This is a genomic window from Cytobacillus oceanisediminis 2691, assembly GCF_000294775.2.
Lineage (GTDB): Bacteria > Bacillota > Bacilli > Bacillales > Cytobacillaceae > Cytobacillus > Cytobacillus pseudoceanisediminis.
The window spans coordinates 4,803,690-4,820,815 of the sequence record NZ_CP015506.1; the positions used below are offsets into that span (position 1 = coordinate 4,803,690).

Consider the following 17,126-nt stretch of genomic DNA (forward strand, 5'->3'; position numbering starts at 1 on the left):
CCCTTTTATTGAAGATGATCTTATCACAAGGGATGCAGTTTCCTCAAATGTCCCGGCTGCGCAAGCGATTTATTAGGAAATTTACAGCCTTTCTGGTAGTATATGAATGATTTTTTTTAAGGAGGAAAAACGATGCATACATTAAAAGGCAAAACAGCTCTAATCACAGGAGCAGGCAGAGGGATCGGGCGTGCAGCAGCTATCGCGCTTGCGAAAGAAGGCGTCAATATTGGTTTGCTTGGCCGCACGATTGAAAATCTTGAAAAAATGGCGGATGAACTTAGCCAGTACGATGTGAATGTATCTGCTGCTGCAGCCGATGTTGCCGACCTTGAAGCCGTTACTCATGCAGTCGAGCATATTAAGTCAGACCTTGGCTCTGTGGATATCCTGATCAACAATGCCGGAATTGCCAAGTTTGGAGGATTCCTGGAGCTATCTCCTGATGAGTGGGAAAGCATCATCCAGGTCAACTTGATGGGTGTTTATAATGTTACAAGAGCCGTTCTTCCTGAAATGATCGAACAGAAGTCCGGAGACATTATCAACATTGCATCCACAGCCGGCCAAAAAGGCGCACCTGTCACTAGTGCATACAGCGCATCCAAATTTGCCGTTTTAGGCTTAACAGAATCCCTGATGCTTGAGGTTCGAAAGCATAATATTCGAGTTAGCGCATTGACTCCAAGCACGGTTGCCACTGATCTTGCGATTGAAACAAACCTGACAGACGGCAACCCGGAAAAGGTTATGCAGCCGGAAGACCTCGCAGAATTCATGGTAGCACAGCTGAAATTGAACCCTCGGGTGTTTGTGAAGACAGCAGGCATGTGGTCGACAAATCCGTAAGATTTTTGGAGGAGCCCCTATCGCTTAATGATTGGGGCTTTATTTTTCTTTTTGAAATAAACTCTTTCTCCCATCAAAAAGAGACTGCCTTAAAGACAGTCTCGACATACATTAATTTGCGCTTCTTTTAAACGGCCACCAGTTTGCCTGGCCGAAGTTCTTGACCATAACCGGAATAAATAGCGGCAGCATTACCAGTGCGTAAAGCATTAATCCGACCAGAACGATAGACGCGATCTGCAATAGCGACAGCATCCCGGATGGCATCATGGCCGCGAATGTTCCGCCAAGGATAACAGCAGCTGAGATAATAACTGTGCCCATCTTTTTCATGGATAACAGCATTGCATCTGCAATTGAAAGGTCACGATATTCATTAAAGCGGTCCATTAAGAAAATGCTATAATCAACGCCAAGTGCGACCAAAATAACGAATGCAAAGAATGGAACTGCCCAGCTGATGCCCGAATATCCAAGCAGGTTTACAAAAATCGCTTCATTCATTGCCATACTTGTATAGTAGGTCAAAATCAATGAACCAATTAAATAGATTGGCATGATAATAGACCTGAAAAGGAACACAAGAATAATCGAAATACCAAGCAGCATCAATACAACTGTACGGGAATAATCCTGATCTGACATTGTGCTCAAATCAGCATTTGTGCTTGTAATCCCGCCTACTGCGACAACCGCATTTTCAAGCTTGGTCCCTTTTGTCGCTCTTTCCACCGCTTCTTTGATTTCACCCACCTGGTTAATGGCTTCGTTGGAGTAAGGATTTGCTTCTAGCACTACATCCATTGTCATGACTTTACGGTCCTCTGACAAATAGACATCAAACACCTGGGCAAACTCTTCATCCTCCAGAACTTCAGGCGGCAGATAGAAACCATCCATATTTTCCGAATTTGATAGGCCAGCCAGATAATCCTGTGCCGAACCGAGACCCTCAGACACCTGTTCCAGCCCATCTGCACTCTGGCCAAGACCATCTGTCAGCTGGCTGATTTGTCCGCCAAGACCGCTGAATCCTGCGAGCAGCTGTTCCTGTCCGCCATTGATTCCTGATAAACCATTTGTCAGCTTCGGAAAATTATCGACGATTTGCCCCTGCCCATCAGCAAGCTGATTGAGGCCAGCCTGCTGGGCTTCGATTCCGTCGATTAGCTTCTGGAGGCCTGCAGCTAATTCTTTTTGGCCCGATATGGCAGTTCCAAAGTTTCTATTCGCTTCGGCCAAGCCATTCTGCAGCTTTGTTAAGCCACCATTAGCAGCATTAATCCCTTCGGAAACCTTTGGAAGCTGCTGCTGCAGGCCTGCAACCTGACCTTTAATAGCTTGGTACTGGGGATCTTGGGCCAACGCTGGGTCATTTGTTTCAACATAGCCAAACAGTGCATCATTCGCCTGTTTGATGCCATCCGATAGCTGATTTACATTCGTCTGGATTTCTTTATAACCTGCAATTAGTGAAGGAATTAACTGTTCCGCTGACTGATATCCAACTAGCAGCTTCTGGTATCCGGCAAGAAGCTCTTCGGCACCAGCCTTGGACTCTTCCAAGCCATCTTTAATTTGATCTGAACCCACTGACCCCTGGCGAATACCATCTTCAATCTTTACAAGGTTTGTTTGAATTTCACCAAGGCCGGACTTGATTTCATTGGTGCCAGAGATCAAATCGTTGATGCCTTTTGTGGCATTCTGCAGCTCAGGCTCTGATTTGGACAGTTCGCTGCTTGCTTCATTTAAGCCGTCTGAAATTTTATTTAATCCGTCCTTACCTTCTCCAAGGCCTTCTTCAAGAGTCTCAGCTTGTTTGGCAACAAAGAAGTCTTCGATTGGCTCTCCAGTTGGTCTTGTGACAGATCGGACTGTATCCACCAGATTTACTTTTTCAACCTCTCGGCTGATTTTTTCAGCCAGGCCTACATATTCTGCGGAATCCATTTCCTCATCGTTTTTCAAGACGATTTGCGTTGGCATGGATTCTCCTGGCCCAAAGCTGTCAGCAATGGCATTAAACGCTTTAATGGAATTAACATCTCCTCCGATTTCCTCAAGGGAGTTGTAAGAAAGTTCTCCGTCATATGTCACCAGGAACGGCACACAAACGGCTGCCACTATAAGCAATGCCACGAATGGACGCGCAAGAGAGAATCGCCCGACTGTACCCCATAGCTTGCTTTCTCCATGCTCGGCACTCTTTTTCGAAGGCCAAAAAATTTTCTGCCCCAGCACCGCCATAAAGAATGGCACAATGGTAAATAAAGCAATTAATAATATTGCTACACCAATGGCCACAGCTGCTGCTGACTGATAAAGAATAAATTGCGAGAAGCCAATTGCAGCAAAGCCAATCATAACAGCCAAGCCGCTGAAAAATACTGTGCGGCCCGCATTTCGGTATGTTGCCACAATGGCATCCGCTGTGCTTTCATTATAGGAAAGTTCTTCTTTAAAGCGGCTTAGCAGCAGGATACAATAGTCTGTTCCAATCCCAAACAGAATCGCCACAAGGAAAATCTGAGTATAGTTCGAAATCGGAAAATCCAGTCTATCCACTAAAAATGCCACAATGGATTGTGAGGCAAGATAGGTAAATCCAACTGTCAGCAGCGGGATAATGGGCGCAACCACTGATCGGAATACTAGCAGCAAAACAACCAGAATAAAGACGACTGTGATTCCTTCCGTCTTTTTCAGTCCTTCCTGCGAACTGTTCATGAGATCTTCATTGATCAGCCATTCACTCGTATAATAATGATCTACCTTTGCATCATCAATAGCTGAGTAAAGCTCTTCACTCAGCTCAGCTGGCTCACGGTCGTTCCAGCTTACATTGACAGAAGTCAGAATGGACTTGCCATCCTCTGAAACAAGCTGTTCTTTCAAGCTTTCTTCATTAAAGTGGGTAAGAATTTCCGTAATTCCCATTTCGTCGCTTTTTTCTTCAAGCGTTCGGACAGCTTTCTCCGCTTCTTGGATTTCTTCTTCTGTCAGCTTTTTATCATTATGAAAAACAAGTGCGACCTGGGTCTCATCCCCGCCGCCTTCCTGCTTCTGCACTTCTTGCATGATATCCCCGGCAAGTGTGGATGAATACTCTTCAGGCACAGTAATCTGCCCTTTGTCACGGACCAGATCTGCCATGTTTGGCGCTGCCATAAACAAGCCGGCAACCACTGCGATCCAAACGACAATGACAAGCCATTTTCTTTTAATAATTGAATACACTCTTTAATCCCCCGCTTTGTTTTCTGATAAAGTGAAACTTCAATCAGTGGGGGTTCTCTCCCTCCACTGATTGTTAGTTGAACCAATCGGGCCTATACGGGCAGTTTGACTCCCGCTCATACTCCTTCGATTGCTCCTGAGTCTAGAACGGGAGTCTTACTGCCCGTTAGACTGCGATAATACCTTATCCAATTTTTCAAAGGTTTCAATGAACTGCTGGATTTCGACCTGATCAAATCTGTTTATCAGCGATTCTACAAGGTTATGAATCTTTTCTTCTGCTTTGACGTACAAATCATTCCCTTTTTCGGTAAGAGTCAGATAGACAACCCTGCGATCATTTTCATCTCGTGTTCGCTGAATCAGCCCTTTTTCCCACATGCGCGTGATCATCGCCGTAATCGCGCTTTTTTTTACGTCAAACACTTCTGCAAGCTCTGACGAAGTACAAGATCCCACCTGATTTATGTACCTTAGTGTAAAATGCTGGTCATTGGTCAGATCGCTGCCTATCTGATTTTTCACAAGGGACGCGGCCTTTTTCTCAACGGAAAAAGAAACGGCAATATACCGGTCGACCAAATCCTTAATATTTGGCACATTCACTTATATATTCACCTCACAAAGTAATTATTCTATCGTTTAACTGTTCAACTGTTTAACTATTAACGTAGTTAACTTTAATATAGGGGAAGATGGTTGTCAATTAAACTTCATCAAAAGGAATAAAATAACGTTTTCCTTTTTTATTTCCTGCACTGTACCCAGGGCCCTGATCAGCAAATATAATTTCCAGCAAAAAAGACCCCATCTCTGGAGCCTTGTCCGTTAAAATTCGATTTGAATCTTTTCTGCATCTTGAATCTTCTTCCCATCAGCACTAAACACATCGCTGGTGGTGATTTCGAAATGTGTCAAATCCGATTTTTCTATTATAAAGCCAACATTGCCAGCTTTGGTTTCGTTTGGCCCAATTTCTTCGGTTAGCCCATCAAGGTAAATATCCTTTTCCCAAGTTATTTGCTCACCTTTACTTGTTTCAAGGATGGCTGCCGGGGCAAAGTTCACTTTTTGATCAGAAGTGTTCTTAATTTCAACAAAGACTTTAACAAAATCGAATTCCTCGTCATGCGTCAGGGTATGAAAATAATCCACTAAGCTGTAGTCTGGCTTCAAATGCATTACTTTTGCATCTGTCACTTTCATTTCAACGGGGCCGATGCTATAAATACCATTAACGTTTTTTGTTTTTTTCAAAGTAAGTTCACCTTTTTCGTCCAGGTGAATCTGTCCTGCTTTTTCCAACTGCCGATCATCCGGAACCTGAGGGTTTGGGGCATAATTTTTCACAGCTTCACTTTCTTCCGGAGCTTCAGCACTGGCATCAGAAGGCTGTTCCGGCGCGTTTGAGCATCCAAATAAAACAAACGATAAGAGAGCAATCATTGTTATCAGTTTTTTCATGATGATCCCCCTTCCATAGGTGTAAAAAGTTCCCGCTGCTCCTTGAAAGCAGCGGGAGATGATACATTATTTATCTTCGACTTTTACATTGGACTTCAATATTTCAAAAATCAATTTAGCATGGTCTGTATTTTCGATTTGCCCTGCAAAGCGGTCGCTTGCAGGGCCAAATGCATATACCGGCACGTCTTCACCGGTATGGCCGCCAGTTGTCCAGCCAGTATGTGATCGCTCATTAAAGATTTCCTCAATCGCGTTATCAATATCTGTTACATTCTTCGTTTCGGCAGCATCTTTAACAGATTGGATCTCTTCACCAGTTAGATCAAGGTCGATATATTGGTTCAAAGTTTTTTCTGCATCCGCACCTTTTACAATTTCCGCTGCCATAAAGTCAGGTGTACGCTTTGCTGCTTTAATTGGCTCGCTGAACCAATTGTAGATGCCATCAGAACCGATGGAATAGCCGCCAGTTGAGTGGTCAGCAGTTGCAACAACAAGGGTATGCTTGTCCTTTTTCGCAAAATCAATGGCTGCTTTGAATGCCTTTTCGAAGTCTTCCATTTCGCTCATTGCCCCAACTATATCATTATCATGGCCAGCCCAGTCTATCTGACTGCCTTCTACCATCAGGAAGAAGCCGTCTTTATCCTTGTTCAGACGCTGGATTGCAGAAGTAGTCATTTCTTCCAATGAAGGAGTGTCTTCTGTGCGGTCAATCATTTTTGGCAGACCGCGCTCTGCAAATAAACCAAGAACCTGCTCATTGTCATCCGCAAATAACTGGTCGCGGTCTGTTACATAGCTGAATCCATCCTTCTTAAACTCTTCTGTAAGATTTCTGTCATTGCGGACAAATAAATCTGTGCCTCCGCCAAGAAGTACATCTACCTTATGATCGCCATTGATAAGGTCATCATAGTAATCATCCGCAATGGCATTCATATTCTTGCGGCTTTCGTCATGGGAGCCGAATGATGCAGGAGTCGCATGCGTAATTTCAGACGTTGCCACAAGTCCTGTTGCTTTTCCTTTCTCTTTTGCAGCTTCCAAAACGGTTTTCACTTCTGATCCATCGTTATCTACGGCAATCGCATTGTTATAAGTTTTAATGCCTGCAGACATTGCTGTTGCTGCAGATGCGGAGTCTGTTACATTTTGTTCCGGATCTTCCGGATAAGTCATTTGCTGGCCGACCAAATATTTATCCAGCTCGGAACGCTCAACAAATTTTGTGCTTGGGTCGTCTTTCATATAACGGTATGCAGATGTATAAGATACTCCCATTCCATCACCGATAAGGAAAATTACATTCTTAATTTTTCTATTATCTTCGTTCCCTTTTGCTTCTGTATGCTGAACTGTACCCATTAGTCCTCCAAACGCAACTGCAGAAGCAGCAAGAACCGGAAGTGCTTTTTTTGTCAATTTCTTTAATCTCATTCTAGTAATCCTCCCTGTTGTTTTTAACCACAATTAAAAGTATAGTGACAGTGTGTAAATGGAAGATTAATAGAATGTAAAAATTAGAGGGCACTTATGTAAAGACCTGGTCTTTGCTTTCTTGGAATTTTTTGTGTAAAATCCATAAACAAATGAAAGTGTTGAAGGAGCGATTTTTTATGAAAGTTTTGGCCCTGCTGGGAAGCACAAGAGAAAATGGCAACTCCGAATTCCTGGCAAGAAAAATAGTAGAAAGCACTGAACATACCCTTGTTCAGCTATCTGAAATGCATATTGAACCGATTATTGATAAGAGGCATGCAGCAGGCGGTTTTTCACCGGTAAAAGACGATTATGAGCAATTAATTCAGCATATGCTGTCACATGATGTTTTTCTATTTGCCACGCCTCTGTATTGGTATGGGATGAGCGGTCCGATGAAGGATTTCTTTGATCGCTGGTCACAGTATCTAAGGGATGAACGCTTTAACCTGAAAGAAGAGCTGGCAAAGAAGAAAGCTTACGTTGTTATTACAGGCGGCAGCAGCGCGAAAGTAAAAGGACTCCCCCTTGTTCAGCAATTTCAATATATCTTCGAGTTTGTAGGCATGGAGTTTGCTGATTATATCATTGGAAGCGGAGTAAAGCCGGGAGAAGTTAAAGAGGACACTCTTGCTTTAGCGAAGGCCGAACAGTGGAATATATTATTTTCAAAATAAAAAGGCGGACTCACCGGTCCGCCTTTTTTTCATATCACGATTCCTGTCTTACCCTGGAATCTTTATTCAGCTGATTTTCCCCATCAGGGTCTAAATATAATTTCCTGCTTGGCATAGCTACATAAACACGCTCATTTTCAAGAATGTCCATGATCTCAAAATTAATTTCTTCCTTAATTTTCAAGAATTCTCCCCAATTTGTCGTTTTGGTAAAGAAATAAAGGAAGATATCGAGTCCATTTTCTTTGTAGTCGTCAAAGGTCACAAGAATGGTTTCCGGGTGTATATCGGGATGATTTTTTAACAGATACTCAATCTGCCCTACCACATTCGCCATTTGATCTTTCGTTGTATCATGAGTAACGCGCAATCTGAAGCTGATTTGCCTTTTCCCCATCTTGCTCCAGTTTGTAATCGATTCATTGGCTAAAGTAGCATTAGGAACTGTGACCAGCGCCTGGGCAAATGTCCTTACCCTGGTGCTTCGAAAAGAAATATCTTCAACTGTTCCCTCCACACTTGGCGTCATAATCCAATCGCCAATCGTGAAAGGCTTTTCAGTAATGATGACAAATCCGCCAAACAAATTGCCCAGTACATCCTTGGCAGCAAAAGCAATGGCGACTCCGCCTAATCCAAGTCCAGCAACAAAGCCATTAACATCATAATCAAATTCCTGGGCAACCACGCTTATACTGATTGCCACAATAACAACTCTCAAGGACTTTGAGATAAATGGAATGAGAATATCATCAATTTCCAGATTATACCTAACCTTTAGACTGGTAAAAAGGGCAGATGATGCAGCTGCCATGTTGTACAAGCCCCAGGTAATCATAATGATAACAGACGCTCTAATAATATCTAAAAACAAGGAATTATGCTGGTTTAAGTGAGGAAAATAACCGACAGAAACATAGATTCCTATAATGATAAATAACCACTGAATCGGCTTTTGAAATGAAACAAAAATATGTGAGAAAAAGTCATTTGGTGCTTTTCTGCTAAGCCTTAATAATAGTGTAAATACATATTTGGTGAAAAGCTTACGGAAAATGAGAAACAGCAGGAAAATCCCAATTGATATTCCCAGATCCACCAATATATCTTCTTTCATGTAAGTTTCCCAGAACATATGAATAACCTCCTTGATGCTATTTGTTATCATAACATAATTCTATAAGACAGGTTATCATACGAAATTCCCTAAAAAACGCATTGGAAAAACCTTTCTTCATCCGAAGAGCTTGCCCAGTTCAATACCCAGCAAAGCCAGGAGTATTCCGCCGCCATAGCTCAATACATTATAAAGAATGAGCTCTTTTTTCCTTTTATCCATATGGAGCTGTATTGCTTCCAGCTTAAATGTTGAAAAAGTAGTGAAAGCCCCCATAAAACCAGTGCCGAGCAGCATAAAAAGACTGCCTTCTATTCCTGAGCCCACCATGATTCCAAGAAGAAGGGAACCAATTAAGTTAATAACAAGCGTAGCTGCAGGGAACCTCGACACAATCCTTTTATTTATAACCTGACTGACCCACAGCCGACATATCGCTCCAAAGAAACCGCCCATCCCCACCATCAGAAAATGAAACATACTCATTCTGCTTCTTCTCCTTTCGTGACTCGGAATCCTAGTCTGCTCATCCATAATCCGCCGAATACACTCGCTGTAACATACAATACTGCCAGAGCTGTCTTTCCATCGAGAAAGAGTGTTACCGTTTCAACACTTAAGGTTGAAAAAGTCGTAAAGGAGCCAACAAAACCAGTTCCCAGAGCTGTTTTTAAATGGGCTGGCAAGGAAAAACGCACAAGCAGCCCCGTCATAAGCCAAGCGAGAAGAAAACTTCCCAGCAGATTAACCGTCAAAGTAGCAAATGGAAAAACCACACTCTCATGAAAGAGGAAAATACCAATGGAGTACCTCAAAGAGGCTCCAAGAAATCCTGCAGCCCCAACTAATAAATAAACCACCCCTATCCCTCCCTTTTTTCTTAGTTTGTCCAATATAAAAAGACTCCTGCCAGCTACCTCACAACTGACAGGAGTCATTAGCCTAAAGGCGGTTAAAGGTGAACTCCATCACCTATTACTTTTTATCTTCATTAACACTATAAAACATATGAACAGGGATTAAAAGACCTTTAAAAAATCTTCTTTAACAACATCATCACTATCAAGGCGAAAATCCTGGTCTCGTCATCCACCTCATATTGGTTTCGGTCACTTTATATGTCCTCCTGTTAAATTTCTTGGAGCAAAAGGTCCGAGGCATCTATTTTTTATTGAATTACTATTCTTGCAGAACAAATACTCAGCACATTTTATTTAAGTAATATTGCCTCATCCCCAACTCTTATCTCACCACATCGTTCAACTTTTGCCCAAACCCCAAACATTGCAGCATGGTGAGTTGCCAAGGTTTTCAATATACGAGCATCCTGCTTTAGTTCCTCTTGAGGATTGTTTACCATAATACACCTTTGAAGCGGGGCAACAATTTTCAGGGTAACACTTTCTCCTACTTGAATTAGCTGATCCACCCATTCATCCTCAAGATACCCTGTTGCTTCTGTTTCGATTACTAGGTTTGCCCGAAATCGGCGCGAGTCTGCTATTTCCCCTAAATCCTTACTTAACATTTTTAACGCAGAGGTTGTGATGATACTTATGGGCCCTTCATCAAAATGTGATATTGACTCTTCCTTTGCCAATGTTACTGGAAACCCTAACAGCTCACTTAGTGCCTTGTTTACCCTTTCCTGATCACCTCGATATTCTGTTCCATCGGGCATAGTGATAAGGGGGGTGTCCTGCTCATATTTTGCTTTAAAGTTAAACAAGCCTTCCATCTGCTGAAAGCGCCGTGTAGTCTTTCCACTGCCAAATTTTCCATCCTCATTTTTAATTGCCCATAAACGGTCTCCCAGTATACCTCGACTATCAACTGGGGCAGAGGATAAAGACTCCCCCAAAACTGATTTCACTGGAAACCTATTGATTTCTTGGACTCTTCCAATACGTTCATTCTTTTGATTCAAAGTCTATCCCCCCGTATTTGGCCTAAACCTGCAGTTCGTAAGATTAACTCTCCTTCATTTTACTTCGTATCCCTTTAAACTTGATCAATAGCAAGTCCGACAAAAAAGAGCGTTAACCCTTTTTGGATCAACGGGAACCGTAACTTATTTATATTTATTAAAAAGTGAGATAAGAAGGCAAGACCAATCTTATTGAAGAAAAACACCGTTAGGTAAGTAAGGAAAAAACAGTATCAGGTAATTGATGCGGGGTTAAAAAGCGTGTTGAAATATTTATACAAACACAACAGCCAGTGATTTTGTCTGCGGAATATTACTGTGGGCTTTAAGAATGTAACTTCAAATTTTTACGATTGGAAGAGGACACCATATTGCAATGTCCCCAATCATTAAAGTGACTTCTCGAAATGCATTAGCCACTTCTCTTTGTTTCGAAAGATAGAGTTACACTTAACTTTATTCAATGCATTTAAAGCATAACATTGTCAAAAACACTTTAAAGAATCATATAGTTTAAGTTACAACAAATAAAAAACCACCAAATATGTATTTGGTGGAGACGGAGGGAGTCGAACCCTCGTCCAGAAATATCGGCACTTAAGCTTCTACGAGTGTAGTCGATATATTCGCAATTCGCTGATCCTTATGCCTATCGACGGGCGTCCGGCCAGCTAGCCTGGTTGTTCTCTTCCTTCATCCTCAGGCGGTGGAATCCGGCGTAGCCCACTAAGAGTGAGTCCGCTACCCTACCACATGGGCTATGGAGGGGCGAACCGCTAAAGGCCTATTAGGCAGCTAAAGCGAAGTTGTTTTGAGTTTTGCCAGTTATTGGCTTTGACGTTTTAACGAGGCCGATCCCCTCGACTCGCAACCTAAGCTCGAACTATCCCTGTCGAATCCGTAGCGTCCCCATTATAATAGGTCTGCGTCGAATCTTATTCAGTACGCTGACGTTCGGATAAGCTCGAATAGATGAGCTAAAGATTGTGTCACTCGCTGTGACAATTACTATTATAGCACACTGAACTAATTTTTCAATTGTAAGGTTCTGGGTTTACATTTTCTGCCTTTCACGGAAAGCACGCTCTACTTCACGCTTGGCTTCTTTCTTCTTCAGATCCTCACGCTTGTCATATTTCTTTTTACCCCTTGCCAGGCCAATTAAAACTTTTGCATAACCATTTTTAAGATACATTTTTAATGGAACGATCGAATAGCCGACTTCCTTTGACTCGCCAATCAGCTTGCTGATTTCTTTTCTATGCAAAAGAAGCTTTCTTGTCCTTAGCGGATCGTGATTGTAGCGGTTTCCCTGCTCATAAGGACTGACATGCATGCCGAAAAGATAGATTTCATTGTTTTGAATTCTGGCATATGAGTCCTTAAGATTCACCTTGCCCGCACGGATCGATTTAATTTCCGTCCCCTGCAGAACAATGCCTGCTTCGTATGTTTCTTCTATAGCATAGTCATGATAGGCCTTTTTATTTTGCGCAACCATTTTGCCAGTTCCTTTTGGCATGTTGAATCCCCCTTTGCTCCTCTTTCCTGAAATCAGGAAATGCAGCATCCGTTCTATAGCGGTCTCTCTATTATAGCAAAATTGCGTGCCCCTCTCAACGAGTAGCCCTGCTGAGAAGGGAAAGAGAGAGCCTTTTCGGCCCTCCCAATTTTCTTTACCTCTTCTTTTTCTTCCGCTTTGCTTTTGGCGCATTTTCGTAATGCTTTTTCTCTTTTTTCTTTCTCGGGCCGCCTGAACTGTTTCCATTTCCCTGGTCAGTCTTACTTCTGCGCGGCTTTTTCTCGCTGCTGCCTGTCTTGAACACCTTTGGAGCTTCACGTGGTTCCCGTCTGCGGGTTCCCTTCATGCCGACGATCTCAAAATCAATCGAGCGTTCGTCTTTATTTACATTGACGACACGAACAGTGATCTCGTCGCCTATGCGGAACACATTGCCCGTACGCTCGCCAATCATCGCCATCTGGCGCTCGTCATAGCGGTAATAATCGTCCGTCATATAGCTGACATGAATAAGGCCTTCAATCGTGTTTGGAAGCTCGACAAACATTCCAAAATTCGTAACAGAACTGATGATCCCATCATATTCTTCGCCAATTTTATCAGCCATATATTCCGCTTTCTTAAGCTCATCTGTTTCGCGTTCCGCTTCCACTGCACGGCGCTCCATATTGGAAGAATGCTCAGCAATATCCGGGAGCTGTACATTCCACTTTTCCCTTGTCGCCTGATCCAGCTTGCCTTCAATTAAATAGGTGCGGATTAGTCTGTGGACAATTAAGTCCGGGTAACGGCGAATCGGTGATGTGAAGTGTGTGTAAAACTCTGTTGATAACCCGAAATGGCCCAGGCTCTCTTCATAATATTTCGCCTGCTGCATGGAGCGGAGCATCACTGTGGATACAACCATTTCTTCCGGCTTTCCCTGAACCTCTTCAATGATTTCCTGAAGAGCACGCGGGTGAACGGAATTGGCTGTTCCTTTTACAATATAGCCAAAGTTCGTGATGAACTCGAAAAATCTTCTCAGCTTATCTTCCTTCGGATCTTCATGGATACGGTAAATGAAAGGTACATCCATCCAATGGAAGTGCTCAGCAACGGTTTCATTGGCTGCGAGCATAAACTCTTCAATCAGGCGCTCCGCAATCGAGCGTTCGCGCAATGCCACCTCTGTCGGATTGCCCTCTTCATCCACAATGACTTTCGCTTCTTTAAAATCAAAGTCGATGGCTCCGCGATGCATTCTCTTATTACGCAAGATCAAAGAAAGCTCCTTCATCAGCTCGAACATCGGCACAAGCGGCTGGTACCTGTTGATAAGTTCTTCGTCCTGCTCTTCCAAAATCTTATTCACATCTGAATAAGTCATCCGTTCCGTTGTTTTAATCACACTCTGGAAAATCTCGTGTTTCACCACTTCCCCGTCCGGTGTAATTTCCATCTCGCAAGAAAGGGTAAGACGGTCCACTTTCGGATTCAAAGAGCAGATGCCGTTTGATAAGCGATGCGGAATCATCGGGATCACCCGGTCCACTAAATACACGGAGGTTGCCCGCTCTTCAGCCTCCCGGTCGATTGGTGAATCTTCGCGTACATAATACGTTACATCAGCAATATGGACACCAAGTCTGTAATGTCCGTTTTCAAGCTTTTGGACCATTACTGCGTCATCAAGGTCTTTCGCATCAGCACCGTCAATGGTAACGATGACTTCGTTTCTAAGATCCCGGCGGTTTTCCAATTCACTTGGATCAATCGTATCCGGCGTTTCTTCAGCTTGCTTAAGCACCTCATCCGGAAACTCAAGCGGAAGGCCATGCTTGTGAATAACAGATAGAATATCCACACCCGGGTCATTTTTATGCCCGAGAATGTCAATAACTTCTCCTTCTGCACTCTTTCTGCCTTCTGGATAAGTGGTCAGTTTTACAACGACCTTGTGCCCTTCAACAGCGCCTTTTGATGCTGCTTTGGGGATAAAAATATCACTGGCAAACTTTTTATCATCCGGGATAACAAATCCAAAATGCTTACTTTCCGTATAAGTTCCGACAATTTGTGTCACACCGCGCTCTAATATGCGGACAATTGTACCTTCCCGCCTCTGTCCTGAACTCTCAGTCGTCACACGCGCAAGAACGATATCGCCATTTAAAGCATTATTCGTTTCATTGGGCGGGATAAAAATATCATCCATTCCCTGCTCTTCCGGAATGACAAAGGCAAATCCCTTTGCATGGCCGGAAAGCTTGCCGCGGATAAGATTCATTTTTTCCGGCAAGCCGTAGCGATTGCTTCTCGTCCTGACGACAAGCCCTTTTTCCTCCATGACAACAAGTGCCTTGACGAAATCTTTGAAGCCTGTGGAATCCTCTATTCCAAACGCAGCTTCAAGCTCCTGAACCGTCAATGGCTTATACGCTTCATCTTTCATATAATGAAGCAGCTTGTCGATCAGTTGTTGTATACTATTTTCCATATCTTCATCCCTCCTTGGGGAGTTTTTCTTCTGGTATTATTCTTCCCAATCAAGCTTTTCTAAAAACCCATACACATCTTCGTGCAGCTGATCACGCTCTTTATCGAGAGTAATCACGTGCCCGGATTCTTCGTACCACTTCAGCTGCTTTAAGTCATTCTCCACTTCATTAAAAATGATATTAGCACTGTCCGTGTTGATCATATGGTCATGTCGTGCCTGTACAACAAATGTTGGGGAGTAAATCATATCCACATGATTTCGCACATCCGCGATCAGCTCCTGGAGTGCCTTTAATGTATTCATCGGTGTTTTTTGGAACTCTTCCATTTCCTGTTCAATTTGTTCTTCCGGCTTACCTTCAAGTCTCTTATATTCTCTCGCGTAGCTCAGAATTCCTTCATACATGACTTCTTCGCTTTTTATGTACATAGGTGCGCACATCGGAACAATACCCTTTACAGGTACAGTGTAACCCAATTTAAGGGAAAATACGCCGCCAAGGGAAAGTCCGGCCACTGCAATTTCTTTATGTCCCTTGTTTTTTAGAAATTCATACCCTTCCACCACATCTTTCCACCAGTCTTCCGGGCCTGTATGAACCAGCTCTTCTGGCGGAACTCCATGTCCCTTATACTGCGGGGCATGGCAGGTGTATCCCTTCGTTTCAAGAAATCTTGCCATCATTCTTACATCTGCTGTATTTCCGGTAAAACCATGCAGCAGCAGGACTGCTCTTTTTCCATTTCCAAATGTAAACGGTTTTGGCGCCACAACTCTCATTGATAAAACTCCTTTTACCTTTATAATTCCTATATTTTTATTAATCAAACGTTTGATTAATTCTGCATTCCTTATTTTTAGCAAACAGCGGGGCAACATGCCAATAAAAAAGCTTTCTTATGTAAAAAATGTGAACGTTAGCCAAAATAGGCAAATGTACAGAGCCAAAAATAAAAGCCTGACCTTCTGAAGGCCAGGCGCTGCATTCATTTATATCGCGAAATAAGAAACTAAAACAGTAAGGATAAAGAATAAAACAGAAAGAACGATCGTGATGCGGTGAAGAATCAGATCAATCCCGCGTGCTTTTTGCTTTCCAAAAAGCTGCTCAGCTCCCCCTGAAATGGCACCGGAAAGACCTGCGCTTTTACCAGACTGAAGGAGTACAACTACAATTAGGCCAATCGAAACTATGACTAAAAGGGTAATCAATAATGTATGCATGAAGCCACCTCCTGAAAACGTACAATCACATTATTCTTAATTTATCACATTTTTATTGCATAAACAATAAGATTTTGGCAGGACCTGTTAGTTGGAAGGACTTTTATAGCAGCTGAGAGAATTTATATTGTGAAAGGAATGATGCCGTTGATCATAAAAGAGCGGAAAATATCAAATTTTATTCTTAGCATTAATGCCTTATTGAGTAGACTCCCCTATCACATCCAAAAAGGGGTCTCATCGAAAGTGATTAACGAAGCGAAAAGCAGGTATTCGCGGAGAAGAGGCTGTGGACTACTTTTTAAAAGATTTACCTGAGTTCATAATCGTTAAAGATACTCGGCTTTCCAATGGCAACGGAGACTTCTTTCAAATCGATATGCTTCTCCTATGCCCAATCTTCCTTCTTATCCTCGAAATTAAGAACATCTCCGGCACTCTTTATTTTGACCCCGCATTTAACCAGCTGAAAATGAGCAAGCAAGAAAATGAAAGAGGTTTTCGATCCTTTAATACAAGCTAAAAGGCAGCAAAAGGAACTTGGAAAATGGCTGGCTGATCATAAGATTCACACACCCATTGAATATCTTGTTGTAATCAGTAATCCTTCTACTGTTATCAAGACTTCCTCTTATCACAAATTGGCCATAGAAAAGGTGCTGCATGCGAGCCATTTGAGAGAAAGGATAGATAAACTAAAGGAGAACTATCCGGCAGAGACATTAACAGACAGAGAGATCAGAAAGTTAAGCAGAGCTATTACAAAAAAGAATATCCCTGCGAATTACAATGTCCTAAAATACTATGACATTGATATAAAAGAGATTATTACCGGCATTCAATGTCCTGAATGCAGCAGATTTTCAATGAAAAGGATGCTGGGCACCTGGAAATGCAGTAATTGCCATACTGCTGATAAGGAAGCACATATTAGAACCCTCCATGATTACCTTCTTTCGATTAGTTCCTCCATTACGAATCAGCAATTTCGGGAATTCACCCATTTATCTTCCTCAAATATTGCCAAAAAGCTGCTTACTGCGCTGAAACTTCCCTTTTCCAGTTCATATAAAGACCGAACCTATCAATTATCTGCCGATTTTTTTGAGAGACTCCATTTTACCAGCCGAAAGTGAATA

General features: G+C 42.6%; 16 protein-coding genes, 1 other RNA gene and 1 riboswitch. Of the genes, 4 read left to right on the forward strand and 13 right to left on the reverse strand.

Translation table 11 applies throughout. The features are described from left to right. Nucleotides 1–132 precede the first annotated feature (132 nt). Nucleotides 133–849: a 3-ketoacyl-ACP reductase gene (locus A361_RS24120; protein ID WP_009331790.1), complete on the forward strand. Its 717-nt coding sequence runs from the start codon at nucleotides 133–135 to the stop codon at nucleotides 847–849. Nucleotides 850–960: 111 nt separating this feature from the next. On the opposite strand, the gene A361_RS24125 is transcribed toward A361_RS24120, so the two are convergent. The 4 genes from A361_RS24125 to A361_RS24140 form a co-directional block, all read right to left on the reverse strand. Then, a complete protein-coding gene (locus tag A361_RS24125) occupies nucleotides 961–4,089 on the reverse strand; it encodes an MMPL family transporter (RefSeq protein ID WP_019383284.1) in 3,129 nt (1,042 codons plus the stop codon). Between the two features lie 156 nt (nucleotides 4,090–4,245). Further along, on the reverse strand, nucleotides 4,246–4,695 hold the full coding sequence (locus A361_RS24130; RefSeq protein WP_019383285.1) for a MarR family winged helix-turn-helix transcriptional regulator: 450 nt from the start codon (nucleotides 4,693–4,695) through the stop codon (nucleotides 4,246–4,248). A 222-nt stretch (nucleotides 4,696–4,917) separates the two neighbouring features. Further along, the gene (locus A361_RS24135) at nucleotides 4,918–5,553 is read right to left on the reverse strand and encodes a DUF4352 domain-containing protein (protein ID WP_019383287.1); all 636 of its coding nucleotides are present in this window, start codon (nucleotides 5,551–5,553) and stop codon (nucleotides 4,918–4,920) included. Between the two features lie 66 nt (nucleotides 5,554–5,619). Beyond that, on the reverse strand, nucleotides 5,620–6,996 hold the full coding sequence (locus tag A361_RS24140; RefSeq protein WP_019383288.1) for an alkaline phosphatase: 1,377 nt from the start codon (nucleotides 6,994–6,996) through the stop codon (nucleotides 5,620–5,622). Nucleotides 6,997–7,175: 179 nt separating this feature from the next. On the opposite strand from A361_RS24140, the gene A361_RS24145 reads away from it, so the two are divergent. Beyond that, the gene (locus A361_RS24145) at nucleotides 7,176–7,715 is read left to right on the forward strand and encodes a flavodoxin family protein (RefSeq protein ID WP_019383289.1); all 540 of its coding nucleotides are present in this window, start codon (nucleotides 7,176–7,178) and stop codon (nucleotides 7,713–7,715) included. Between the two features lie 34 nt (nucleotides 7,716–7,749). Here the strand turns inward: A361_RS24145 and A361_RS24150 are convergent, their stop codons facing one another. The 9 genes from A361_RS24150 to secG form a co-directional block, all read right to left on the reverse strand. After that, a complete protein-coding gene (locus tag A361_RS24150; RefSeq protein WP_019383290.1) occupies nucleotides 7,750–8,850 on the reverse strand; it encodes a mechanosensitive ion channel family protein in 1,101 nt (366 codons plus the stop codon). Nucleotides 8,851–8,949: 99 nt separating this feature from the next. Further along, the gene (gene crcB, locus A361_RS24155) at nucleotides 8,950–9,318 is read right to left on the reverse strand and encodes a fluoride efflux transporter CrcB (protein WP_019383291.1); all 369 of its coding nucleotides are present in this window, start codon (nucleotides 9,316–9,318) and stop codon (nucleotides 8,950–8,952) included. Continuing rightward, a complete protein-coding gene (locus tag A361_RS24160) occupies nucleotides 9,315–9,692 on the reverse strand; it encodes a fluoride efflux transporter FluC (protein WP_236887934.1) in 378 nt (125 codons plus the stop codon). Before A361_RS24160 ends, crcB begins: the two co-directional genes overlap by 4 nt. 61 nt (nucleotides 9,693–9,753) lie before the next feature. Continuing rightward, nucleotides 9,754–9,814, reverse strand: a riboswitch (Fluoride riboswitch). A 228-nt stretch (nucleotides 9,815–10,042) separates the two neighbouring features. After that, nucleotides 10,043–10,759 (reverse strand): MOSC domain-containing protein, encoded by a 717-nt coding sequence (locus tag A361_RS24165; RefSeq protein WP_019383293.1) that lies wholly within the window; start codon nucleotides 10,757–10,759, stop codon nucleotides 10,043–10,045. A 551-nt stretch (nucleotides 10,760–11,310) separates the two neighbouring features. Beyond that, nucleotides 11,311–11,670, reverse strand: a transfer-messenger RNA (tmRNA) gene (gene ssrA, locus A361_RS24170). Between the two features lie 143 nt (nucleotides 11,671–11,813). Beyond that, nucleotides 11,814–12,281 (reverse strand): SsrA-binding protein SmpB, encoded by a 468-nt coding sequence (gene smpB, locus A361_RS24175; RefSeq protein WP_009331807.1) that lies wholly within the window; start codon nucleotides 12,279–12,281, stop codon nucleotides 11,814–11,816. 154 nt (nucleotides 12,282–12,435) lie between these two features. Beyond that, nucleotides 12,436–14,760, reverse strand: coding sequence for a ribonuclease R (gene rnr / locus A361_RS24180; protein ID WP_019383294.1), 2,325 nt, complete (start codon nucleotides 14,758–14,760; stop codon nucleotides 12,436–12,438). A gap of 36 nt (nucleotides 14,761–14,796) precedes the next feature. Next, nucleotides 14,797–15,543 (reverse strand): alpha/beta hydrolase, encoded by a 747-nt coding sequence (locus tag A361_RS24185; protein ID WP_009331809.1) that lies wholly within the window; start codon nucleotides 15,541–15,543, stop codon nucleotides 14,797–14,799. 210 nt (nucleotides 15,544–15,753) lie between these two features. Continuing rightward, a complete protein-coding gene (gene secG / locus A361_RS24190; protein ID WP_009331810.1) occupies nucleotides 15,754–15,987 on the reverse strand; it encodes a preprotein translocase subunit SecG in 234 nt (77 codons plus the stop codon). Nucleotides 15,988–16,258: 271 nt separating this feature from the next. On the opposite strand from secG, the gene A361_RS29570 reads away from it, so the two are divergent. Together A361_RS29570 and A361_RS24195 are read left to right on the forward strand one after the other, a co-directional pair. Next, nucleotides 16,259–16,510 (forward strand): nuclease-related domain-containing protein, encoded by a 252-nt coding sequence (locus A361_RS29570; protein ID WP_082919413.1) that lies wholly within the window; start codon nucleotides 16,259–16,261, stop codon nucleotides 16,508–16,510. Then, nucleotides 16,476–17,123 carry a nuclease-related domain-containing protein gene (locus tag A361_RS24195; RefSeq protein ID WP_019383295.1) on the forward strand — a complete coding sequence of 216 codons (648 nt, stop codon included), beginning with the start codon at nucleotides 16,476–16,478 and terminating at the stop codon, nucleotides 17,121–17,123. The genes A361_RS29570 and A361_RS24195 overlap by 35 nt, the downstream gene beginning before the upstream one ends. Nucleotides 17,124–17,126: the final 3 nt, after the last annotated feature.